Source organism: Entomobacter blattae (assembly GCF_014672835.1).
Classification (GTDB): domain Bacteria; phylum Pseudomonadota; class Alphaproteobacteria; order Acetobacterales; family Acetobacteraceae; genus Entomobacter; species Entomobacter blattae.
In genome coordinates this window covers 1,578,508-1,601,605 of sequence record NZ_CP060244.1, presented here as the reverse complement: position 1 = coordinate 1,601,605, position 23,098 = coordinate 1,578,508, and the positions used below count along the sequence as shown (strand labels likewise).

The 23,098-nt window shown below is 40.4% G+C and carries 17 protein-coding genes, 1 tRNA gene and 1 CRISPR repeat array; of the genes, 5 read left to right on the top strand and 13 right to left on the bottom strand.

Features of this window, described 5'->3' with window-relative positions:
* Positions 1-57 precede the first annotated feature (57 nt).
* Positions 58-3,522 carry an SIR2 family protein gene (locus JGUZn3_RS07050; RefSeq protein ID WP_203412865.1) on the bottom strand — a complete coding sequence of 1,155 codons (3,465 nt, stop codon included), beginning with the start codon at positions 3,520-3,522 and terminating at the stop codon, positions 58-60.
* A gap of 260 nt (positions 3,523-3,782) precedes the next feature.
* Between JGUZn3_RS07050 and JGUZn3_RS07045 the strand changes: the two genes are divergently transcribed.
* From JGUZn3_RS07045 to JGUZn3_RS07035, 3 genes are all read left to right on the top strand, one after another.
* Positions 3,783-4,133 carry a helix-turn-helix transcriptional regulator gene (locus JGUZn3_RS07045; protein ID WP_203412864.1) on the top strand — a complete coding sequence of 117 codons (351 nt, stop codon included), beginning with the start codon at positions 3,783-3,785 and terminating at the stop codon, positions 4,131-4,133.
* 190 nt (positions 4,134-4,323) lie between these two features.
* Positions 4,324-4,527: a hypothetical protein gene (locus tag JGUZn3_RS07040; protein WP_203412863.1), complete on the top strand. Its 204-nt coding sequence runs from the start codon at positions 4,324-4,326 to the stop codon at positions 4,525-4,527.
* Positions 4,528-4,776: 249 nt separating this feature from the next.
* Positions 4,777-5,499 carry a hypothetical protein gene (locus tag JGUZn3_RS07035; protein WP_203412862.1) on the top strand — a complete coding sequence of 241 codons (723 nt, stop codon included), beginning with the start codon at positions 4,777-4,779 and terminating at the stop codon, positions 5,497-5,499.
* Positions 5,500-5,504: 5 nt separating this feature from the next.
* Positions 5,505-7,263: a CRISPR direct-repeat array (repeat unit 36 nt; unit sequence GCCGTGGTTTCCTTACAGTTCTCTATATGCTAAGGT).
* A 57-nt stretch (positions 7,264-7,320) separates the two neighbouring features.
* Here JGUZn3_RS07035 and cas2 read toward each other — a convergent pair.
* The 7 genes from cas2 to gatC form a co-directional block, all read right to left on the bottom strand.
* The gene (gene cas2, locus JGUZn3_RS07030; RefSeq protein ID WP_275402871.1) at positions 7,321-7,626 is read right to left on the bottom strand and encodes a CRISPR-associated endonuclease Cas2; all 306 of its coding nucleotides are present in this window, start codon (positions 7,624-7,626) and stop codon (positions 7,321-7,323) included.
* 13 nt (positions 7,627-7,639) lie between these two features.
* Positions 7,640-8,548, bottom strand: coding sequence for a type II CRISPR-associated endonuclease Cas1 (gene cas1 / locus JGUZn3_RS07025; RefSeq protein ID WP_203412860.1), 909 nt, complete (start codon positions 8,546-8,548; stop codon positions 7,640-7,642).
* Complete coding sequence (gene cas9, locus JGUZn3_RS07020) at positions 8,506-11,751, bottom strand: type II CRISPR RNA-guided endonuclease Cas9 (RefSeq protein WP_203412859.1); 3,246 nt, start codon at positions 11,749-11,751, stop codon at positions 8,506-8,508. The genes cas1 and cas9 overlap by 43 nt, the downstream gene beginning before the upstream one ends.
* Before the next feature lie 986 nt (positions 11,752-12,737).
* Positions 12,738-12,829, bottom strand: a tRNA-Ser gene (locus JGUZn3_RS07015).
* A gap of 89 nt (positions 12,830-12,918) precedes the next feature.
* Complete coding sequence (gene gatB / locus JGUZn3_RS07010) at positions 12,919-14,373, bottom strand: Asp-tRNA(Asn)/Glu-tRNA(Gln) amidotransferase subunit GatB (protein WP_203412858.1); 1,455 nt, start codon at positions 14,371-14,373, stop codon at positions 12,919-12,921.
* Positions 14,370-15,851: an Asp-tRNA(Asn)/Glu-tRNA(Gln) amidotransferase subunit GatA gene (gene gatA / locus JGUZn3_RS07005; protein ID WP_203412857.1), complete on the bottom strand. Its 1,482-nt coding sequence runs from the start codon at positions 15,849-15,851 to the stop codon at positions 14,370-14,372. The genes gatB and gatA overlap by 4 nt, the downstream gene beginning before the upstream one ends.
* On the bottom strand, positions 15,851-16,138 hold the full coding sequence (gene gatC, locus JGUZn3_RS07000) for an Asp-tRNA(Asn)/Glu-tRNA(Gln) amidotransferase subunit GatC (protein ID WP_203412856.1): 288 nt from the start codon (positions 16,136-16,138) through the stop codon (positions 15,851-15,853). Before gatC ends, gatA begins: the two co-directional genes overlap by 1 nt.
* An 80-nt stretch (positions 16,139-16,218) precedes the next feature.
* On the opposite strand from gatC, the gene ruvX reads away from it, so the two are divergent.
* Entirely contained in the window at positions 16,219-16,683 is a 465-nt protein-coding gene (gene ruvX / locus JGUZn3_RS06995; protein WP_203412855.1) for a Holliday junction resolvase RuvX, read from the top strand.
* A gap of 1,072 nt (positions 16,684-17,755) precedes the next feature.
* On the opposite strand, the gene JGUZn3_RS06990 is transcribed toward ruvX, so the two are convergent.
* The 4 genes from JGUZn3_RS06990 to rpsB form a co-directional block, all read right to left on the bottom strand.
* Positions 17,756-18,127 carry a hypothetical protein gene (locus JGUZn3_RS06990; protein ID WP_203412854.1) on the bottom strand — a complete coding sequence of 124 codons (372 nt, stop codon included), beginning with the start codon at positions 18,125-18,127 and terminating at the stop codon, positions 17,756-17,758.
* Between the two features lie 389 nt (positions 18,128-18,516).
* Positions 18,517-19,251: a DNA repair protein RecO gene (gene recO, locus JGUZn3_RS06985; RefSeq protein ID WP_203412853.1), complete on the bottom strand. Its 735-nt coding sequence runs from the start codon at positions 19,249-19,251 to the stop codon at positions 18,517-18,519.
* Positions 19,252-19,294: 43 nt separating this feature from the next.
* Positions 19,295-20,200, bottom strand: a complete 906-nt coding sequence (tsf, locus tag JGUZn3_RS06980; RefSeq protein WP_203412852.1) for a translation elongation factor Ts — start codon at positions 20,198-20,200, stop codon at positions 19,295-19,297.
* 122 nt (positions 20,201-20,322) lie between these two features.
* A complete protein-coding gene (gene rpsB, locus JGUZn3_RS06975) occupies positions 20,323-21,123 on the bottom strand; it encodes a 30S ribosomal protein S2 (protein ID WP_203412851.1) in 801 nt (266 codons plus the stop codon).
* A gap of 567 nt (positions 21,124-21,690) precedes the next feature.
* Here rpsB and ytfE point away from each other — a divergent pair.
* Positions 21,691-22,365: an iron-sulfur cluster repair protein YtfE gene (gene ytfE, locus JGUZn3_RS06970; RefSeq protein ID WP_203412850.1), complete on the top strand. Its 675-nt coding sequence runs from the start codon at positions 21,691-21,693 to the stop codon at positions 22,363-22,365.
* A 134-nt stretch (positions 22,366-22,499) separates the two neighbouring features.
* On the opposite strand, the gene JGUZn3_RS12660 is transcribed toward ytfE, so the two are convergent.
* A complete protein-coding gene (locus tag JGUZn3_RS12660; RefSeq protein WP_275402833.1) occupies positions 22,500-22,634 on the bottom strand; it encodes a hypothetical protein in 135 nt (44 codons plus the stop codon).
* Positions 22,635-23,098: the final 464 nt, after the last annotated feature.

Here is a 23,098-nt window from a genome sequence, read left to right as displayed (position 1 = left end):
TAATTGGTAATTAAGCGGTAAGTTTACATATCGTAACCTTTCTATCAATACTTTCCTCTAACCGTTTATAATCTTCCGTAAACGTTTATAATCTGTCTCATCCTCTAACAAGGGATTGTATTTAATCAGATCATCAAGCAATTTATTTAAATCAAGAGAAATAGAAATTGCCCCCTTCTCATATACTACATTAAAAATATCCAATAATTCTTTTCCATAATGTTTTTTTGCATATTCGAAAGTCTCAGCCTCAACTGTAGAAAGATATATATTCAAAATAAGCAAAGGTCTCAGTAAACCTCTCAAGGTATTGTAAACATCAAGAAATTTTTTCCTTGATAAAAGGATAATCTTTAATATGCAACCTGATGATACACCATCCTGAAATTTATCATCCTTGGGCCATAATGAGAACAGGGGCTTATAGAAATCATTCCAGCTTTGTTCGACATTTGAAAATGATGGAACAACAGACATATTATTGATAAATCTTATAAATGTTTTTCTATATACCTCACTGGCTTTAAGAAGAACACGAACCTTACCCTCAATTTCTTTTTGGAAAACATTGTCCAGATTGAAATTTTTTTTCTCATAGTAAAAAATTAAAACCTGTAGCAATTTCCACAGATATTTGTCTTTTTCATTATGCTCAAGAAAATCAAGGCTATTCACATCATGATCTATCCTACCCCATAACAAGCTGAAAAAATCACTAGATCCTATACTATAATGTGTCAAATAAGCCCTAAGAAGGTAAGGATAATACTCAGAAGATAAAAACAACCCATCAATATTTTCTTGATACCAGACAGGATCAAAGGAATAAATGTAACCCATATCTTTACCCAAAATATATAATGTTGATTTTGAGTTGTTGCTTCCCTTTTTTATAAAGCCAACACACTTCAAAAAAAGATCCTTAAGTTTATCCCACGCCAGCTTTCCCTGATTTAATTGCTTTTTCTGTTCTGTGCTCAAGACGGAAAAGAGCAGTTGTACAAGCATACCCTCTAACGTATTCAAGGCAGTATTTATTGTTAAATTTTCTAATGATCTGTCCCTATTCTTGAAGACAATTTCGGAAAGAGAATTCCATAGCTCAATAAAACTCTTGCCTTCATCCCAACGAAACACAAGTGGCATTTTCTTTATATCGATTATATTTTGAAAAAAGCACAATAATTTTTCTTCATTTCTGCAGGAGATATTTAACAGTTTTTTTAAAAAATCCAGAGAAAGACTAAAAACTGTACCATTTATAACTTTTCTTTCGTTGATAACCTGAAAATAGTCTAAAGCTTCATCAATTAATTTGTTATATCTCTCATCGTCATTGATTCCATCAACGCGTTTTATTAAATCACTGACAGTGCTAACAAATTCTAACACTGTTTTATTTTTACCTGCTATTCGTGTTGGCAGCACCTTTACAGAGATAGAGCCTGAATTTTGGGGCATAGCCTCTTTAGCCCAACCTAGATTATTGTTTTCAATTTCTTTAAATTTCTCCATCCCTTCAGGCGACATTTCCAAACCATGACCCTTAAAACCTCGTAAGAACCAGTATGAATCTTTTTCATCTTCCCAACCACAAATGCGATGAATTATTAGATCTTTCTGGTTAGCAGAAAACTCACTCCAGAACTTCTTAAAGACATCTATTAATTTGTATCTTGAGCAAATCCAGAAATCATCTTTTCGATGCTCAATTGCTGAGTAAACCTCTTTGGCTGTAAAAAGATTATTGCTTTCTGAAATAGCGTGAGTTGCTGCTAAAAAATACAATCTATCATCTTCTAATAGCCACTTCTGAACATCGTGTTTTGCTTTTTCAGGACTTTGAACAGCAAACTGTTTCCAACATCCTATGAGGATCCAATATAAACAGTTTTGGCTATCTATATCTTTCTCGTTAATAAAATGCAGAAAAATCTCTGTTTTATCTGTTAATTTTCCATACCATACATACTCTCTGAAACGTGCATCCAGCTGGTAGAAAAGATCTTCTGTTGCGCTTGTGTCAGAAAGTATCTCTATTTGATTAAGGGGTATGGTATTACTGATATCTAATACGTCACTCAATTGTATTGCAGTAATATATAACCACAATGAGACCTGTTCAACATCAATACATGAGTAAAAACCGGTCTTTATTCTTTTAACCAGTTCATATTTGTCTCGTATAAGAAGTTTTTTATATAAGCTATATTTATAAAAAATAATCTCCCAATCTTTTTTATGAGTTTCTTCAAGATTATTATTATAAATTAATCTAAATAAATTATCTATTACGGATAAGATATCAGCGCCACCATACTTAGACAGAAATTTATCGAGTTTTATCAAACCAATTTTTTTTATTATATCAATAACTAGAGGGTTATTTCTGTTTTCTATAATAAACGGTACAATATTTATGTTATAGTAATCGGGAATAAAGACATTATAAAAAAGATAATCAATCCATTCCTTAGAAAATAAATGACTGGGTAGTAATCTTTCGATTTCCTTGTGAGAAAAAATCTGCTTAACCCATTCTTTCCTTTTGTTATCATCATAGTTTGGAATTTTATCTTTAGTTACTTCTTCTAATTTTTTTTTAACCCAGTTTTCAGGATTGTTTTTGTAACAAGACCACTCTTCCAGCGTTTTATATGCTAAATCCCAACCATCAAAAATAATTGGAGTAATATTCATGCTTTCAAGCCGTTTGTAATCATCATTACTCTCTCCGCCTTTAGAGGAAGTAATAAAATAAACTTTGTTCTTGAAAGGAAATCTCTGGCTATCAATAGCCAAGGCTTCAAGTAAGTACCTTACAGGTGGATCATTCAGGCTATACCCGATAATTACCACAGTATAGGCTTGCATCAGTTCATATACAAAACGCGTTGCCCAACCAGCACGGGCGTAGGCTTCTCCAAAATCAGAACTGAATAGCACAAGCTCTGTATCCTTGAGCTCATTTCTCTCATCTTTCAACCTACCATGAAGATGCATTGCCCCTTTAAATTTAGGTGAACCAGGCAAAGGCATTCCTGCACCCGCATGACTCTCTATTTTACCATCTTTAGCTTCTTCAAAGAGTGTATCAAAATTCGTTGTAACAATCCTACATTCTCCAGAACTGTCTTCTGACAGGGAAAGAAGAACCTCATGATTGCGCAAATTTCTGTTTTTTCTAAGTTTAGCTTTAAAATTCTTTTCAATACTTTCTATAATCAGCTTTGTATAGTGAATGTGATTGTCAATTTTTTGATTAGCCCCTGCTAACCGTTGCTTTAGATAAAAGAGAGTTCTATCAAATTCATTGTTATTAAAAGATGTTTTTTCTAAACGGTTTAGAGAGCTATTAATGTGTTCTCCTAAATCTTTATAAATAAACTTCACCAGTTTTTTAAAGTCAGGAAGACCTGCAGGCATTGACACTCCTGCACCACAAAGAAAAATTAACCTCCCATCCTTCTGCTGCTGTATCAGTTCATCTGGAATATCTGGACCATCTTCAAAAAATCGCATAATTAGCCAACATATTGAAATTTATTTTGTGATTAATATTAGTATTAATTAATCATTTCTAACAGAGTATAAATTTTCTATCTGTTTTTCCTGCAACAAAGATCCAAAATCAATCATTATCATACTCCCTTGAACTGATCGTTATTAAGCTTGTAATTCGTTTACAAACGTCACCAGACAAATTTGCTTATAAAGAATAAGCATATTTGTCGTTTAAATTACTAAGTGTTCCTTAAGGTGTTCTTTGTCATATAGGATATATGGACATCAAAGACATCATACGAACTGAACGCATGCGACTTAAGCTTAGCCAAAGAGATCTGGCAAAAGCAATGAAAGTATCGCCTGCTGCCGTTGCTCACTGGGAATTGGGAACAACACGGCCAACCATGGACAAGATGGTCGACATCTGTACCTTCTTTGGCATCACAACAGACTCTCTCTTTAACAAAGACGGCCCCTATCAGGGGCAATTTGTTTACGAAAGCGATGAACTGACGTTACTAACCCTTTGGCGTAGCCTTTCTCCCGAAGATAAAGCGTTTTGCTTAAAACTGATGCGCAATTCAGCGCTAAGCAATCGTAAACAAAACCCCTCCACACCAGACTGAGCATTGTTAGCCATACTCAGTGTCACCACCACTAAATCCACAACAAATCAATGGGTTATTAACAATAACAGATATTCAATTCCTTTAATAATAGCCTTAAGCACTTGACAGATTAGCTTATTATTAATAAGCAAAATACGTTAATTGCTTATTATGTATAAGCAATTCGTTATTGTCAAAAGGATTTAAAATGTCTACAACTCATCTCCGTGATGCATCTGGAAGTAATATTGGCTACATAAGAACTGAAAGTAATGGTAAAAAAAGCGCCTATGGAAAGACTGGGTCCTACCTTGGGTGTTATACCCCAGCCAATAATACAACCTATAATGAAAACGGTTCTGTATGTGGTCAGGGTGATATGACTTCTGCCTTGGTTTATAATCAAAGATAATAATCAGACCAGAATTGCGTAAGGGTCTGTAATATTAAAAAATAAACCATCAAGAGCTGTATATAAGAGTAAACACGATACCAGATATCTTGAAACAAATATAAATCTTAACTGATTTAATAAACAGATCTGTATAAAAACATAACAGACAAACCTGTAGCTTATTATATGTAGAAGATCTTTCCTGCATATAATAAGCTTATTGTTAATTCAACAAACATAACTTTTTTCTTACTTTTAGGATATTTTATGAAACAATATTTCAAATTATATTCGCTATTTTTTTTAGTTCTAATAGCTGTTCCCGCAAAAGCTCAAAGCTGTGGTAACAATACTGTTGCTAACCTTGATAACATATCAACGGCTATTGTTTTGGAATCTAAGACACACTTCATTGCTGATGAAAATGAAATACAAAAATGCCCAAGCAGTAATGTTCAATGTCAAAAAAAATCTTATTTGGTATCTGGAGATACAGTTCTTCTTACAGAGCAAAAGAATAGTAAATTTGTTTGTGCTTCTTATGTATCTGCAAAAGGAAACCTGTTTCAAGGTTGGCTTTCCAAGGATTCTTTAAAGTTAATACCTGCTGAGGAAGCTACAAACAATGATTGGAATGGAATATGGAAAACAAATCGTGGAAGCAATAGCAGTATAATTACTATTAAATCCTCAGAAAATACTTACACAATTACAGGTGAGGCTGAATGGCAAGGAATGAATGATGTTATTAACACCGGAGAGATTAGCGGAACAATTAAACTTAACAATAACATACTAGCTTTTGTTATGAATAGCATGAACGGAAAAACGCTTCCTTATACAGAAGAAAATACTAATAATTGTAAAATTAAAATGATTAAAAAGGGTCCATATCTTCTTGCTGAAAGCAATCTTGCATGTGGTGGTATGAATGTCACCTTCTCTGGTATATACCACCGTCAAGCCTCTGTAAAAATAGATAACCGATAAGCAGGTAACTCGTTTCCTTACAGTTCTCTATATGCTAAGGTTTAACCAAACTTCTCGTGTAGAAATAGCTTGCCGTGGTTTCCTTACAGTTCTCTATATGCTAAGGTAGCTACACGGGAATGCATAAAAGTAGAAGAGCCGTGGTTTCCTTACAGTTCTCTATATGCTAAGGTAGTATCCCGTTTATTGCGAGAAGAGAAGATGCCGTGGTTTCCTTACAGTTCTCTATATGCTAAGGTATATCGATCTTTCTTTTGTATCGATGGATGGCCGTGGTTTCCTTACAGTTCTCTATATGCTAAGGTTGAAGTCATCTCAACAATATTTCTAATATAGCCGTGGTTTCCTTACAGTTCTCTATATGCTAAGGTCCAATATACTTCTAATGGATTAATTGTTGGGCCGTGGTTTCCTTACAGTTCTCTATATGCTAAGGTCGGGAGGCCCCTACCCCTACAAACATTTCAGCCGTGGTTTCCTTACAGTTCTCTATATGCTAAGGTTTATAGTTGTTGCAATACTTGCACTTGTCAAGCCGTGGTTTCCTTACAGTTCTCTATATGCTAAGGTTTCGACTTAATGCCACTTTTAAAATATTTAAGCCGTGGTTTCCTTACAGTTCTCTATATGCTAAGGTGCTGGATTTGAGCTACAGATTAGGTCTAGAGCCGTGGTTTCCTTACAGTTCTCTATATGCTAAGGTAAATGTAAAAGAACAGTTACAGGAAAATGGGCCGTGGTTTCCTTACAGTTCTCTATATGCTAAGGTTTAACCCCTATCCCCCGTGATTTTTGGGAAGAGCCGTGGTTTCCTTACAGTTCTCTATATGCTAAGGTTAATGAGTGGAATGAAGCTTTAGGTAAAACGCCGTGGTTTCCTTACAGTTCTCTATATGCTAAGGTTTACAAGATCGAAACCGAGGCCATCTCTCAAGCCGTGGTTTCCTTACAGTTCTCTATATGCTAAGGTTGAGAATAGCGAGCACCGTAAAACGTAGATGCCGTGGTTTCCTTACAGTTCTCTATATGCTAAGGTCGACACGGTTAATTGCAACCAGTTTATCGGGCCGTGGTTTCCTTACAGTTCTCTATATGCTAAGGTGAGCCGAAAGAGGCTATTGCACAGAAATAGGCCGTGGTTTCCTTACAGTTCTCTATATGCTAAGGTAATAGTACCTAGAAAGGTTCACTCAATGAATGCCGTGGTTTCCTTACAGTTCTCTATATGCTAAGGTTGTTCTGGACAAATACGAGCAGATTATAGGGCCGTGGTTTCCTTACAGTTCTCTATATGCTAAGGTGGTCTGTATTTCAGAAAAACGGCCATTTAAGCCGTGGTTTCCTTACAGTTCTCTATATGCTAAGGTAAACACAAAAGAATGGAACACCTACGAGCAGCCGTGGTTTCCTTACAGTTCTCTATATGCTAAGGTTTTTAAGAGCTGGTGCATATTCCCGAAGTTGCCGTGGTTTCCTTACAGTTCTCTATATGCTAAGGTTAATATTACCTTACCTATGGGGAGCCAGAAGCCGTGGTTTCCTTACAGTTCTCTATATGCTAAGGTTTTATGACATTTAAGCAAATTAAAGAATACGCCGTGGTTTCCTTACAGTTCTCTATATGCTAAGGTTGGAATGCTGTCGATGATTTATTGCAAGAGGCCGTGGTTTCCTTACAGTTCTCTATATGCTAAGGTGTATGGGTTTGGAACAGCCCTGACCTAGAGAGCCGTGGTTTCCTTACAGTTCTCTATATGCTAAGGTAGGCCTAATGTAACCAACTGATATTTCTTGTTTTTTTTGATTTTTCTTTTAAAAAAATTATAATAATATCAGTTGGTTTCCTCTTTTTTTCTCGTTTTTTTTGGCTAATCCAAGCAAAATCTTCATACGACCATATTGACGATCGGTGATTGATAGACATCGGATTGATCCTTCGCTTGGTAAAAATTTTCGAATGCGATCAACATGTTTTTGGTTTCCATCCTCACCTTTACATACACGAGCATAAACTGAAAACTGGATCATGATGAAACCGTCATTTATTAAATGGTTTCGAAAACTTGTGGCCATTTTTCTTTGTAATTTTGTTTTTACGGGTAAGTCAAAAAAACAAAAAAGCCACATAAACCTTGCCTCTTCATATTTCATCAGGAACAATTTCGTAAGGCATAAAAACAGGCAATTCCAATTTTTTGGGATCATTATCAGAAATAGCTTGCACCAAAGAGAAAACCATTTTCTCTATGGCAGGTAAGAGTCCCATAATATTTTCTCCCATTTTTACGGAATATTGCATAACACCAACCAGTAAGCGCCGTATTTCCAATGTAAGTTCTGTATGGTTTGCATTTTTAACAATAGTAAAAACACAGGAATCAACAACTGGTCGTAAAGGTTCTATCAAATCGTCAGAAAGATTAAATCCATTGGAAATAGAGGCATGATGCAGGCCTAATGCAGGTAATAATCCTGCTGCTACAATGGATCGTGACAAAGCTGCCCTGATAATGGCATAACCATAATTGAGCATGGCATTGCGGATATCATTCTCATCGTGCCGGCGATAGTTTTTAAAAAGAGCAGACCAGTAAATACGAGCAGCTTGAGCCTCGAGATTGTTTGGATCGCCAGAGCGTATCATTTTTGTCATTCTGCTTAACGTCGCCAGTGGAGAGGCAATGCAGGCAAGGTGTCTGTTTTGGTTGTCAATTTTAAATTGAACAATTTGTTGCCAGAGACGCTTTTTTAAAGCAGCAGAACACTTGATCTGTAAATGCGCAATTTCTGCCTGTTTATAATGGCTATGAAAGGGTAGACAAATCATAGTGGGATGATGTTTTTTATTAGATTGTATAACAACAATCCCTGCACCAGCCAAAGCAGATAAAACCGCCCCTGTAAGGGTAATTTGTGGTGTATCTAAAATAATACAGCATAAATCTTCCAAAGGAAGGGTTGTTTGCTCGTGTTCTTGATCAATGCAAAGCTGATTATGTTTCAGGCTTATTCTTGCTGGTTGGCTGATGTGTAGATTTTGCCATGCCATAATTGCTTTTCCTGCTTAATGAAATGATATTTCCCTAATCGATCTATCTGATATTTTTCAATCTTAAGTAAATTGCGAGAGCCTATAGTTTGCTTGCTGCCCGAACTTTTATGATCAGAAATGGTAATTGATCCTGTTAATCTATGAATCCCTACATAATAACCTTCAATGACTTCGTTTTTAGAAGTTGTGACCTTAATATAGCTTCTTCTGTGCAGACTAAATTCGAAATGATAACTGGTATCCATGACAGGCCATTCACTTTCAGGTTTATGAGCTGTAATGGCTTTATGGGGTGGTTGATCCTCATTGATTTGATGTGGGTAAATGGGCACTATATAGTATTGTTTCTTTCCTTTTTTACTCGCTTTTGAATAAACATCAACGCGAGCCATATCCCCACGTGCAGCACTGCCACTACGAACAATTACTTCTATTTTATCTTTAGTTGTAACTTTTATTTTTCGAATAGGGTCACCGTTTGGTCCTTTGGGTAAATTATCTTTAGGACAATTATCTACCTGCCATTTTATTAAGTCTTGAATAATAGCTTTATTGCGTTCAGGATCCTTAATTTTTTGTTTTAGAGCTTCTTCCAAACCCAAAACTTCAGATTGTTCCTTTATACTTATTAATAAATCAGTTGGGCTTAATCGTTTAAACACAACGCCTGATGTCTTATCAAAAGCACGAATGGTATCTAAATGCTTTTGACCGCTTACTTTAACTATTTCAGCACGAGCGACAACAGTTTTATTATATGAATTTGCAAGTTGCTGTCGAAAATTATCAAAAGGCTGAAAGAAAGTTTTAAATGGCCTTTTTAATCCCATATCAGTAGCTTGTTTGTTTTCTTGTGTAAAACGATTTAATAAAGATTCTGAAATGCATCCAACAACGATGGCATCCACAGCATGATGACGATCATCTGTTAAGCGTCTCCCTTTCTCATCTTTTTTATATAATTCAGCGTCCCATGCCTGACGTATTTTTGAAGTTAATTGGCCTGGGCGTGCGTAGATTCTTCTTGATGTTTTAACTGAATTTTCATCAGGATAAAATAAATCTAGACATTGTAAAAAAACTTTGCTGGCCCATTGGGTGTCGTTCAAGTTACGGTTTCTGAATGTTTCTTCTACCTCTTGGGCGTTCTTCAACAAATAATTGCGTTTCTTTTTTCGACTAAGTTGAGAACATAAGTTAACGCGTGCAGAATAATAACTGAAGTCGGGCACATTTTTTTCACCAGAAGTCATCCATTCATACGGTGTGTTATTTTTCTTTGCTTGATTAGCGTTAGCTGTACATAGGGTCAAATTTTGATAACTATCATCGCCAAACCGGCTCCATGGCAAAATGTGATCCACTTGATATGAGATTCCATCAAAAAGTAAGCGTGGATTAATAGGTTCACCTGTATAGAGACATTTAAATTCCTGTTCTTTAGCCAAAGCATAAAGAAGCAATGCGTTTTTACTTGGTGTATATTCAGGAAATAATTCAAGAAACTCCTCTTCTTCTTTTTGTTTTCGAGCTGTTCCATCTTTGATAGCATTATCTAACTTATTTCGTTCAGTAATGCTTTTGCCTAATTGTCTGGCCAGTTCGACATGAACCTTTCCTGGCAAGCATCCATTCAGTGAAGAATGGTTATTAACGATAGCAACAAATTGTTTAATGCCTTCGATAACAGCTTTACATGCAACTGGAGAATTTATGATATGACTGTCTTTATCAGTCAGTTTTTCAGAAATTTTTCTACGAATAAGGGAAGTTGATAAATTTTTTGTTTCTTTTTTTAACTGAATCAAGGGTGACATGTCTGGGGCTGTATGATCGTATCCTGCGGCTTCACAAGCTTCTGAATAAACCATTCCCTGTTTTAAAAAAGGAATAAGTGCACGGCAAGCCTTGGCAGAAATATGGGCAGCTCCTTTAAATTTAGAAAATTTATTCTCCCTTACACTTTGTATTAAAATACCTTTGACTTCTGTTGAAACAGCTAGACTTTCCAATGCCTTTTCAAGGTTGGAAGCACTTTCATAAAAACTGATAATAGAGGCAGCTTTATCAAGCTCTTCTACTGAAACAGTATCATAAAGTTTGCCTAGAATTTTTTTAAATATTGATGTGCCAGACGCTGAAGCAGACCGTTTTGTAATAATATCAGAGCTTTCTTCATCCTTGCCCGCACTGTTTTTACGACTTATGCCTTCAAAATAATCTTCCTCTGGCATATCTAATATTTCTCGAAACTTTTTATAAGTAAAACTTGCTCGCACTCCAAACTGTGCATCTAATTTGTCAATTTCATCACTTGTAAGCTTGCGCGATTTTTGCGATTGATTTGGGGAATAAATTTTAAGGTGGGCCAACGATTGTAAAAAACGAAACCGTTCAAAAGAAGGTGACTGTTTTGAAGCTCTTTTTTCGCCTTGTTCAAAAGGACAAGCACCGATTAAATCAATAGAATCTTGTAATTCTCGCTGAGAGAAAGCAATTTTTATATAATTTTCTTCCAATTCTGAAGTTGCCAGATTTGGCTGATATTCTCTTTGCTTGGTAAAAATTTCATGTATTTCATCTTCAAGCCATATTCTTTTTGGTGTTTTCCCATACTCTTCAGCAATATTGCGTAAACGTATGGAAGAAGAGGGATTTTTTACAAGACCATGAGCAAGAGTATATGCAAAACTTTTCTCAAGTGTATTTTCTAATTTTTCCATAGCGCCCAATAATTTCTTATCCTCCCCAACGTTTGCTTTATCACCTCCTTTACGGTTGGATTTAAATCCTCTATGTTTGGAAATATGATATAAAGTTATGGCAAACTCTTCATGCGTCAATTGCCGTTCAAGACCTTGAATGCGTAGTAACCAGGGGTTTGTTTTTTTTTGTTTTTGTAATGTAGAAATTATTTCTTTACTATTTGTTGAAATAAGCTGAGCTTGGTACAATAGTTCTCGAATGGCATTCATACGCTGTCTTTTACGACGCACAGTTCTTCTAGCCAGTCGCTTTTCTCTTCTAATTTGATTAGTAATACGTCTTTCTTTATCATCCGTTTCTGGCGCGTTAAAAAGCCAAACGCCGGCATCAAGAATTTCATTAACAGTTTTATCTTGATTTGTTTTTAAAATAGCCCAGCCGATGCTGGAAGTTCCTAAATCAAATCCTAATGTGATATTTTCTAAAATTTGCATGGTAAATTCCTTTATCTAATGAAACGATAAAGTAAAACTATTGATTGAACAAACAATATATGATATCTACTCTAATCAGAGAACTGTGAGGAAGCCACGGTAAGTGTTTTTTCACGAAGAATTACCTCCTACCCAAGTCTAAGAATTTTAATTCATAGACTTGGGTAGGGGGGATTTTATTAACTGGCAGATATCACAATCAGTCTTGCCAAACTAATCCTGATACTCATAAATTTCTCTAGTCATCTCATATAGCTGAGGTGTTGTAGTGCATTTTCACGTTGCAGAAATGGTAATGAGAGTTCTCACTTCTAACATTCAGGATAACGGCTAACACCCAGTTTTGTCAGAATAACTTTATGCTGTGGATATGATCTGATGTTAGAAAGAAAAAAATTAAAGATTCTTTCTAATATTTCAAAAATCACCTGAGATAATACAATAAGTGGTGATGTATTTGTATTATATTCATTACCCTCTGAGTTACCGTCAGATAGAAGATTTGTTGTAGGAACGAGCGACAGATGTTTATCATGAGACAATACGTTATTTGGAGGAATCTTTAGCAAGAAGTTGGAGATTATCTTAACAACAAGAAGAAGCTATGAAGAAAAGACAAAGTAAAATACAAACTGATTTTTAGGGAGGACGAAATATAATTTCTTTGCTTATTTACATAAAGAAATAACCAGATATGTAAATATTTTGAAAAATATGACAAACAAGCTTAACACGTAAACATACTCAATTAATTTAAAATAGATCTCCCTAATCTTCAAAAATGCAGAAGACTTGTAATTCCTCCCTATTAAAAACCAATATTATTGAAATTCTCTGACGAGCAATATTTGAAATATTTCTTATCATTGTCTCTGAATAATTCTACATTATTCAGGCCATCTCAAAACTTAAGATGGGTTCTATGATGGGTTATAAAGAAATAACTATAAATTATTTATATAAATCAATATCTTATGAAAGGTAATTGGCGGAGGGGATGGGATTCGAACCCACGATACGTGTTACCACGTATAACGGTTTAGCAAACCGCCGCCTTCAGCCTCTCGGCCACCCCTCCGCTTTGCAGGTGTAACACGGCGTTTGCCCTTTAGTTTCTAGGTGGGAAATATCATATAGTCAATAACCACTTTGTGCTTTTTGAAAAAATTATGCTCTTAGTTTCTTTGCTATCACTTCATTCACAATCGCAGGGTTGGCCTTTCCAGCCATTGCCTTCATGACCTGGCCCACAAAAAACCCAAATAACTTGTCTTTCCCACTCTTATATTGCTCAACCTTATCGGCATTTTCTGCCAATATTTTTTCAACAATCCCTTCGATCTCCCCAATATCGGTAACCTGTTTTAGTCCTTTACGCTCGACAATACTGGCAGGCATTTCCCCCGTTTGGGCCATTTCCTCAAACACGTCTTTGGCAATCTTGCCGTTAATGGTGTTATCGGCCATTAAATCCAGCATAGCGCCTAAAGCTTCTGCACTCACAGGGGAGCTGTGAATATCTTTTCCTGTGCGGTTCAACAAGGCAAATAACTCCCCTGTAACCCAGTTGGCTGCCAGACGACCATTCCGCCCTTTGGCCACTTTTTCAAAGTAATCGGCAATTGCCTTTTCTGCCACCAACACTGAGGCATCATAATGAGGAAGGCCATATTCCTGTTCGAAACGAACCCTTTTATCGTCGGGAAGCTCCGCTAAGGAGGACTTGAGCTGATCCACCCATGCTTGCTCAATCACCAGGGGCAAAAGGTCAGGATCAGGGAAATAACGATAATCGTGGGCATCTTCCTTAGAACGAAGCGAGCGAGTTTCCCCACGGGTAGGATCAAACAGGCGGGTTTCCTGTTCAACAGTCCCCCCATTCTCCCATATTTCTACCTGACGCTGGGCCTCTACTTCTATGGCCTGCATAACATACCGAACAGAATTGAGGTTTTTAATCTCACAGCGTGTTCTAAATTCCTCCCCGGCTTTACGAACAGAAACATTCACATCTGCCCGCATGGAGCCTTCCTCCATATTGCCATCACACGTTCCGAGATAACGCAGAATACTCCGCAATTTGCGCAAATAAGCCCCTGCCTCTTCTGGCATGCGGATATCAGGCTCGCTGACAATTTCCATCAAGGCCACCCCTGACCGGTTCAGATCGATAAAAGAGCGTACTGGGTCTTGATCATGAAGCGATTTACCGGCATCTTGTTCTAGATGAAGGCGGGTAATACCAATAACGCGGGTTGTTCCGTCCTCTAGCTCAATCTCTACAGCCCCTTTACCCACTATGGGATGGGCAAACTGGCTGATCTGGTAACCCGTGGGAAGATCGGCATAAAAATAATTTTTACGGTCAAAACGGCTAAACAGGTTAATTTCAGCCTTCAAACCAAGGCCTGTACGCACAGCCTGGGCTACACATTCTGCATTCAGAACGGGAAGCATACCAGGAAAGCCTGCATCCACTAAGCTCACATGGGTATTGGGTTCTGCTCCGTAAGTGGCTGAAGCACCAGAAAATAGCTTGGCCTGACTAATCACCTGGGCATGAACCTCAAGGCCTACCACCAGTTCCCATGGGCCTGTACGCCCTTCAATAACGTAACTCATGATTTTACCCCTGCATAAATCGCTGGTAAAGCCTTAAAGGCGGCAGCTTTTTCTAAACCATATCCCACGCTAAACATTGTTTCTTCATCAAAATGGCGCCCAATAAGTTGCAGTCCCAAAGGCAAACCTGTCTGAGAAAGCCCAACAGGAAGGGAAAGGGCTGGCACACCGGCCATAGAAGCCGGCACTGTAAAAATATCGTTCAGATACATCTGAACAGGGTCTTCCATTTTTTCACCTTTGGCAAAGGCGGCACTAGGGGCTGTGGGGGTTAACAGCACATCGACCTGTTCAAAAGCTTTTATAAAATCATTTCGGATTAAGGTACGGATCTTCTGGGCCTTAAGGTAGTAAGCATCGTAATACCCAGCAGACAGCACATAGGTTCCTATCAAAATCCGGCGCTTAACCTCATCTCCAAAGCCTTCTGCCCGCGTGCGCTCATACATTTCGTCCAGTGTTGTAGCCTCAACCCGCCTGCCGAATCTTACCCCATCATAGCGGGCCAGGTTAGAGGAACATTCAGCAGGGGCCACAATATAATATGTTGCCAAGCCGTATTTGGTATGAGGAAGCGAAACATCCACAAGCTCACACCCTGCCTCCTTCAACCATTCCTTGCCCTTTTGCCAGATGCCCAGAATTTCCTCTGACATCCCTGCAATTTGATATTCAGCCGGGATCCCCACTTTAAGCCCTTTCAGACTTTTACCACAGGCGGCAAGATAATCGGGCACCTCTCGGTTAACCGAAGTACTATCCTTGGGATCAAAACCCGCCATGGAGCCAAGCATAACCGCACAATCCGCAATGGTTCTGGCCATGGGACCAGCTTGATCAAGTGAGCTGGCAAAAGCAATGGTCCCCCACCGGCTACACCGCCCATAGGTGGGTTTTACCCCTGTAATACCACAAAAAGAAGCCGGCTGACGGATAGAACCCCCAGTATCGGTTCCTGTAGCCCCCAACGCCATACGCGCGGCAACCGCTGCTGCTGATCCTCCTGATGATCCACCCGGAACAAGAAAGGCTTCATCCCCTTTACGCTTCCAGGGGTTTTCTACCGCTCCAAAGGCTGAAGTAATATTAGCCGAACCCATGGCAAATTCATCAAGGTTGGTTTTGCCCAAAAACACGGCACCATCTCGCAGAAGATGCGCAGTAACAGTACTTTCATAGGGGGGCACAAAATTTTCCAGAATACGGCTTGCTGCAGTCGTTAACACGCCTTTTGTGCAGAAAAGGTCTTTTATTCCCAGAGGAATACCCGATAAAGCCTTTCCCTCCCCTTTGGCGATCTGCTGATCGGCCTTTACAGCCTGCTCCAGGGCTTGATCCGCCGTTACCGTAATATAGGCATTAAGACGAGGGTTATGAGCTTCTATGGCATCAAGATAAGCCTTTGTAAGTTCTGCTGAAGAAAATTTCTTTTCAGCCAGCCCCTTACGGGCTTCAACCAACGTTAAATCTGTCAGCATTATTCAACTACCTTTGGAACTGTGTAAAAAGCATCTATCCGATCAGGAGCATTCGAGATTACCTCTTCCCTACATTCCCCATCCGTTACCTTATCTTCTCGTAGGCGAAGGCCCGCCTGCTCTGTGCCCACCATTGGCTCTACCCCCTCAACATCTACTTCGTTAAGCTGGTCTATCCATTGGAGAATACTGTTGAGTTCCTTGGGAAGGGTTTGCAGCACAGTCTCATTAACCCCAATACGGGCAAGCCGGGCTATGCGAAGAACGGTGGTTGAATCAAGTGACATGATCAAGCTTTCTTTACAGGTGAATAATCTCTATAATTCCTTATATATATTTTTTTACCTGTAATATAAAGCCATTTGGGATGCTATTGACCCTGCAAAATCTGTATCACACCCTTCCCGCCCATCATCGCCTATTGGGGGTTGACCCTGGGAAAAAGCGAATAGGCCTGGCTTTGTCAGATCTTTCCCTGATGTTGGCTTCCCCCTATAAAACCATTAAACGAGGAAAAATCAGCCAGATTGCCCAAGATATTCAAGCCTTGCAAAGCCAGGAAGCCCTTGGTGGCATGGTAATCGGTTTTCCCCTCAATATGGATGGCACTATTGGCCCCGCAGCCCAGGCTGTTAAGGATTGGGCAGCAGTACTGGCTCAAACCGTTCATCTTCCCTTTTGCCTATGGGATGAAAGATTGAGCTCGGCTGCGGTAAATCGCATGCTTATTGAAGATGTGGATGTTTCACGCCAACGCCGAGAAGAACTTGTTGATAAACTGGCCGCCACCTATATTCTCCAATCAGCGTTGGACTCTTTGGTGAGAACCTGAATGTTCTTCTCCTCACGTGGAAATTTCACAAAGTAGAAATTTCAAAAAACAGCACAGACTTTCCATCCTTTGGACAAAAGACAGATGATCGACAATTTTTCTTAAAACCCCTTTGTGAGGAATGATATGTTAGCAATCTGAATGACTTCTTCTGATATTTTGTAGGAATTTTTATCTAAGCCCTACAACCTGTTAGGATGCTTTTTTATTTTTTATCTATTCTCTTTAGACGATGAACATCCTAGCCCTGTTTAAAGGGGATTTTCTCCAACACCCTCTCCTGATAACCGCCCCCCATGATAAGAGGGGCATAGTCCCATAAGAGTGGCCTAGTCTAAAAAGACTGCAACACCCCCCTTTAATTTTACAACTTTAATTTTACAACAATGATAAACCCTCTAACCTGATTTACAATGGACTGATTGAAAATCTCTTCTCTGCCCCACAAGGAGGCGATCTGATGAAGAGAACAGCCATGTGCTGTTAGGGGTGAGTGAAAAAACCATTTTTGAATGGAAGTCCCCTCATATTCCATGACTGGGCAGCCTCATCAGTCACGGCTCCCCCCGTACGGGGGGAAACCAGGATAGGATGTTGGCAAGACTGTTTGTTATCCCAAGACTATTTGTTATCCATAGCTCACCCCGTGGGAGGAAACCACACCGCATCATGGCGCTTCGGGCCCAGGACCATTCAGCTCACCCCGTGAGAAAGAAAACCCCGTTTTTACCACGCATTCTCAAGTCAGTTTCTCCCGACCCGACCCGCACGGGGGAAGCCCCTTCACCCTGTATTTTCGTCGGTAAGAACACAAAATTCCAAGTCTAGCCTCTATCCCAACTGACCGTCATAAAGATGAATGCTTTCACCAGGTTTTCTGATCATTCTGTTTCTTTTGACCCATCTGGTCGCTCCAGCACTTCTGGTCCAAAGGGTCAGGCCATGCCCGCTTGGCCTGATGGGATACTAGGCCCTGAGAAAAACTTATTGGTTATGGCGCAGCGGCAAAAGAGAAAATACCCCTCTATGAAGAGAAGGGCCTGTCACAGAATAAGACTTAATGCAGAGGGATTTATTGCTCGTAAGCAGAAGTGGCCCCCAAAGCTGCCAGATAGGACTTCATAACGTAAATAGAGCGAAGAGCCTTAATTTTCTTTTCCTGTGAGATCTGCTTGGTTTTGACCACTTCATCATGAAAAGCAAGAACATCCTGATAAGCCTGAGCCTGATAGCGTTTAAGCCGGGGTAAGGAATCGGGTTCAGGTTGGCCGTATTCTCCTGCACGGTACTGCTGGGCTATACTAACAACCTGCCCGTACTGGCTTTGGACTTCAGCAACCTCGCCACTTCTCTGATTGGCTGCTGTACACCCCAGCAGAACCACCACCATACCGGATAAAGCTATTTTCTTAACCCAAAAACGCATCATGTCTTTTGTTGGCATTTCCGTTCTACATCGCCTTTAGCGTTGAGTAATCCTATCTTAACCGTAAGCAAGCTATACCATAACAGGGATAATCACAACATCTCCCTCATGGCCTTTCTTAACAAAACCCGCCAAAATGAAGGCCAAAATGAAAACCCAGAATGAGGGCCTAGATAAAGGCCCAAATAAAGACCCAGAATAAACGTAAGAGCCGACCTCATAAAAGATAATGGGGCCACAACACAATAAGGGCCCTTCTCAATGCGGCCTCCCACGTCTCTTACCCAGCCCTCTCCTGCTGAGAGCGCATTGATAGACAAGGCCAAGAAAGAAAAGAATAGTAATTTCACCCTTAAAAGAGTAATAACTCAGCCTTTTTTCCCACAGGACCGGGGTTATTGCCACACCTACTTTGCCTGTTCATACAAACGCACATAGGCCGCCGGAAGAGGCTTGTTACACGGGCTAAAAATATTTTTCTGAAAAAAATAGCCCAGTAACTGTAACCCTTTCAACCAATCCTCTGGCAAAAAAGGAGCCGATGGCTTAACCAGGCATTGCGGCAAGGGAAGAAGATGCTTTTTCCAGGGCTGGGCGGCCTCATCGGTTACGGCCCGCCCCGTACGGGGGGAAACCCACTTCAACCCTGTATTTTCACCGGTAAGAGCACAAGTTTCCAAGTCTAGCCCATATCCCAACTGATCTAGCAGCAGCTTGCCCCAGAGTAAAAAATACCTCTGAACTTCTCCTTGCTCCCCTTTTTGGGCAGAAGTGGCAATTTTTTCCACCAGCTCTAACGTTCTATCAAACACAACGGGCATCGGATCATATTCCGGCCAGGCTTGGCTGACCAGGGCACAACTTGCCGTTAATAAGGAAAGATGAAACCCTGAGACCATAACCCTTGCAGCAAGAGCCTCTTGTAACTCTCCTTGAAAAGACCCCAACTGCCCAGGCAGTTTGGCATACCAGCGCAACATAGCGATATTTCCTGGTTGCCATAAAGCGGATTGCCGACGTGAGGCCCCCCCTTTAACCAAGCCACTGCTCACACCATGCTCGCGTGTAAGAACCTTGGCAACTAAGCTATTTTCCCCATAGGGAAAAGCCGATAGGATTAGGGCTGGTGCTTTCCATTCCACTGCACCGCCCCCTTACCTATTCCCCCAATGGCCAACAGGGAATTTACTGCCCTGCGGCCTTAGCCACTTCCTCAGCAAAGTCGCTTTCTTCCTTCTCTATGCCTTCCCCCAGCTGAAAGCGGGTAAAGCCTTTAAGGGTCGCCCCAGCTTTTTTGACAACATCCTTGACTTTGCTTTCCCCATCATGAACCCAGACTTGTTCCAGCAATACCACCTCTTCGTAAAATTTACGGATACGCCCATCCACCATTTTTTCAATAATGGCATCAGGTTTACCAGAAGCCTTGGCCTGCTCAACCAAAACGGCGCGCTCACGCTCAATCGCTTCTTGATCAACACTATCCGTATCAAGAGAGATAGGCCGTGTTGCTGCTACATGCATCCCAACCTGACGGCCAAGAAGGGTTACAGCCTCGCTCTCTGAAGGCGCTTCAACAGCCACCAACACCCCAATACGACCCAAACCAGACTTAAGAGCAGAGTGAACATAGCTTGCCACCACCCCAGAAGAAACCTTTAAAACACTTGCACGGCGGATACTCATATTCTCGCCAATGGTGGCAATCAGCTGGGTTAGCGTTTCTTCAACTGTTTTACCATCGGCCATTTTTGTGGCCTTAATGGCTTCTACATCTTCCCCAGCCTTTAAAGCCACATGGGCAACGTCTTGTACAAACTGCTGAAAGGTTTCATTTCTGGCCACGAAATCTGTTTCAGCATTCACTTCTACCATCGCCGCACTGTTTGCTGCTGAGGCAATACCAATGAGGCCTTCAGCTGCGACCCTGCCAGATTTTTTAGCTGCAGCAGCTAAGCCTTTTTTCCGCAACCAGTCAATCGCTTCCTCAATATTGCCTGCAGTTTCAGCCAATGCCTTTTTGCAATCCATCATTCCAGCGCCAGAACGCTCCCGCAGTTCTTTCACTAAAGCTGCTGTAATTTCTGCCATAACGATTTCTCCCAAATTCCAAGTAAATGCGCGCCCTCTTATCAGGGCGCGTCTAGAGAGTGCTGTTTTTATCCTTTATCGTTGAGCGTTTAAAAAACCGCTCAACCTATAAAAACCACCCCTTATTCTGCTGAAGGCTGCTCCTGAGTAGAAGCGGCAATGGCGGAATTTTCTTCTGCCATAATCTCTACAGGAATTTCTTCCATCGCTCCAATATCTCTGCCAGTAGCACTCATCTCCGCTGATAATCCATCCAGAACAGAGCCAGCAACCAAATCACAATAGGTCATAATAGCACGAATGGCATCGTCATTGCCGGGAATCGGATAGGTGATGCCTGTTGGATCGGAGTTGCTGTCCAACACGGCTACAACAGGAATCCCCAGCTTATTGGCTTCACTAACAGCGAGCTTTTCCTTATTCGTGTCAATAATAAAGAGAATATCTGGAAGACCGCCCATATCCTTAATTCCCCCTAAAGAGCGCTGCAATTTATCGCGTTCACGGGTTAGATCAAGAATTTCCTTTTTGGTTAACCCTTGGGTATCGCTCTCCAGGGTTTCCTCAATCTGGCGCAGGCGCTTGATGGAACCTGTAATGGTTTTCCAGTTTGTAAGCATTCCCCCCAACCAGCGGTGGTTGACATAATACTGGCCACAACGCTGTGCAGCCTCGGCAATATATTCTGAAGCCGCACGCTTGGTGCCAACAAACAACACACGCCCACCACCGGCAACACTGCTACGAATAGCCTGCAAGGCACGGTCAAGAAGGGGAACGGTTTGCTGAAGATCGATAATATGAACCTGATTGCGGACACCAAACAAGTAAGGTGCCATACGAGGGTTCCAACGACGGGTGTGATGGCCAAAATGTACACCAGCTTCAAGAAGTTGGCGTAAAGTAAAATCTGGCATTGCCATTTTATTGTCCTTTTCTGGTTACTCTTCCATAGGGCCGGAACGAAGTTCTCTTTATTATAAACGGGTTACAAACAAGGAAAACTGCACCAGAAACGCCCTATGTGCGAAATAGCCTTAAATTGCGCAAGGGAAGTAAAAAACCCTCTTAAGGCCTTTAAAGGGTATGATAAATTTTTAAAAAAAAATCAAGCCTTTCTCATATTTTCCTGTAAAATTAACCCTCTAAAACACTCCCCCCAAGACATGGCAAGAAATCTCCCCTTATAAAAGGGGCCATTCTTTAAAGAGGAAAACCGCACCAGAAACGCCCTATATGCGAAATAGCCTTAAATTGCGCACGGGAAGTAAAAACCCTCTTTAAGGGGATCTTAAATTTTCAAAACCCTGCAAAAATTAGGCTATGAAACATCTTGAAGTTTTTTAAAAAATAATTGGCAATAAATAATGTATATTATTTACATATTTATTATTGCCTTCTTTAAAAGATGTACTTATTATGTATCTATTAAAGACATTCTTTTCATTAAAAACTTTTTTGAACAGAGACAACCACGAAAGATATTTCTCATGAACTATATGGAACAGCCTCTTGGCACTTTAGCGATTAATATTCCTGGTGCCACTCAACTTTTTAGGGAATATGACATAGATTTTTGCTGTGGGGGGAAAATAACCCTTGGCCATGCTCTAAAAAATAAAAATCTGGATACACAAAAAATTATTTCCGCCCTTTCCTTACTGGAAACCCGCAAAACTCCCCAAATCCATGACTGGAATACAATGCCATTGCATGAGATGACCCATTATATCGTTAAAAATTTCCATCAAGTGCATCGTCAGCAATTGCCTGAGCTTATCGCCATGGCCCGAAAGGTAGAGAGTGTCCATGCCAATAAGGACAGCTGCCCAAAAGGCCTAGCCAATCTGTTTGAAGAAATTTATGCAGACCTCGATAGGCACATGCTTAAAGAAGAGGAAATTCTTTTCCCTCTTATTGAAAACAATAAGGGGTTTATGGCCCAGGGGCCCATTAGCGTGATGGAAGCCGAGCATGATGAAGCCGGTGAACAGCTTGAAACCGTTAAAAAACTTACCCATAATATGACCCCTCCTCCAGAAGCGTGTAACACATGGAAGGCCCTTTACAACGGGGCAGCTACATTTATTCATGACATGATGGAGCATATCTTACTCGAAAATACCGTTTTATTCCCACGTGCCCTTAAAACAAAACCCGTGTAACCCCCGTATAACCCCTGGGTCTATCCTCCCGATATAACCCCAAGTCTATCAGGCACGTGTGAACGCTTAAACCCTTACTCCCTTACACTCTCATGAAAAGAGCCTTATTGGGATCTCGTCCTTAATCATTGAGTTTACACATCTCGTACCCTCACGAGAAAAGCCTTACGCCTCAACGAGATAATTCCCAGTAAGACAACCACTAAGACAACACGCATCTCCCTTTCAACCCGCTCTAGAAGCTTTTCCAGAAGCACTGGATCATTCAATAAATAACACTCCCCCTCAAGCCAGATGGGTCTATAAAACCTAGCTGGCTTGAGGGCTATCTTTGAAAACTTCCCGTTAAAGAGGAGGGCTTTGCTGGAGGTTTTATATTGAGGGAGTGGCAATAAGCCGTGTTTGTTTACAGTTCAGTAGAGGGGAAGAAACCATCCTTTTCCGTGCCAAAACTTCCCTCGCAAGACTTCCCTCCTAGGTCTGTCCTCGTAGTCTGTAAACCGCAACCGACAACCCTTTTCAGAAAAATTCCCCTAAGAGGGGCATAAGGTGCAGATAAGAGGCTCTCCCTCCCTCTCTTGCACACAACAAAGACCTAACCCATGCTCTGTTCTGCACTCTGTTTCCCAATTCCAGATGAGGATGATAGAAACTCCACTTAAGAATCCGACCTGCATGAAATTCTAAATACTATTCACCCGTCGAGGAATTTGGATCGCCCAAAGCAACAGGC

Coding starts and splice junctions, on each gene's coding strand:
- gatC (WP_203412856.1), bottom strand. CDS start 16,138: ATGTCACTTGATTCAACCACCGTTCTTCGCATAGCCCGGCTTGCCCGT.
- JGUZn3_RS07050 (WP_203412865.1), bottom strand. CDS start 3,522: ATGCGATTTTTTGAAGATGGTCCAGATATTCCAGATGAACTGATACAG.
- cas2 (WP_275402871.1), bottom strand. CDS start 7,626: ATGTGGCTTTTTTGTTTTTTTGACTTACCCGTAAAAACAAAATTACAA.
- cas9 (WP_203412859.1), bottom strand. CDS start 11,751: ATGCAAATTTTAGAAAATATCACATTAGGATTTGATTTAGGAACTTCC.
- ytfE (WP_203412850.1), top strand. CDS start 21,691: ATGAACTATATGGAACAGCCTCTTGGCACTTTAGCGATTAATATTCCT.
- ruvX (WP_203412855.1), top strand. CDS start 16,219: ATGCTATTGACCCTGCAAAATCTGTATCACACCCTTCCCGCCCATCAT.
- JGUZn3_RS07040 (WP_203412863.1), top strand. CDS start 4,324: ATGTCTACAACTCATCTCCGTGATGCATCTGGAAGTAATATTGGCTAC.
- JGUZn3_RS07035 (WP_203412862.1), top strand. CDS start 4,777: ATGAAACAATATTTCAAATTATATTCGCTATTTTTTTTAGTTCTAATA.
- gatB (WP_203412858.1), bottom strand. CDS start 14,373: ATGAGTTACGTTATTGAAGGGCGTACAGGCCCATGGGAACTGGTGGTA.
- gatA (WP_203412857.1), bottom strand. CDS start 15,851: ATGCTGACAGATTTAACGTTGGTTGAAGCCCGTAAGGGGCTGGCTGAA.
- rpsB (WP_203412851.1), bottom strand. CDS start 21,123: ATGGCAATGCCAGATTTTACTTTACGCCAACTTCTTGAAGCTGGTGTA.
- tsf (WP_203412852.1), bottom strand. CDS start 20,200: ATGGCAGAAATTACAGCAGCTTTAGTGAAAGAACTGCGGGAGCGTTCT.
- JGUZn3_RS07045 (WP_203412864.1), top strand. CDS start 3,783: ATGGACATCAAAGACATCATACGAACTGAACGCATGCGACTTAAGCTT.
- cas1 (WP_203412860.1), bottom strand. CDS start 8,548: ATGGCATGGCAAAATCTACACATCAGCCAACCAGCAAGAATAAGCCTG.
- JGUZn3_RS06990 (WP_203412854.1), bottom strand. CDS start 18,127: ATGCCAACAAAAGACATGATGCGTTTTTGGGTTAAGAAAATAGCTTTA.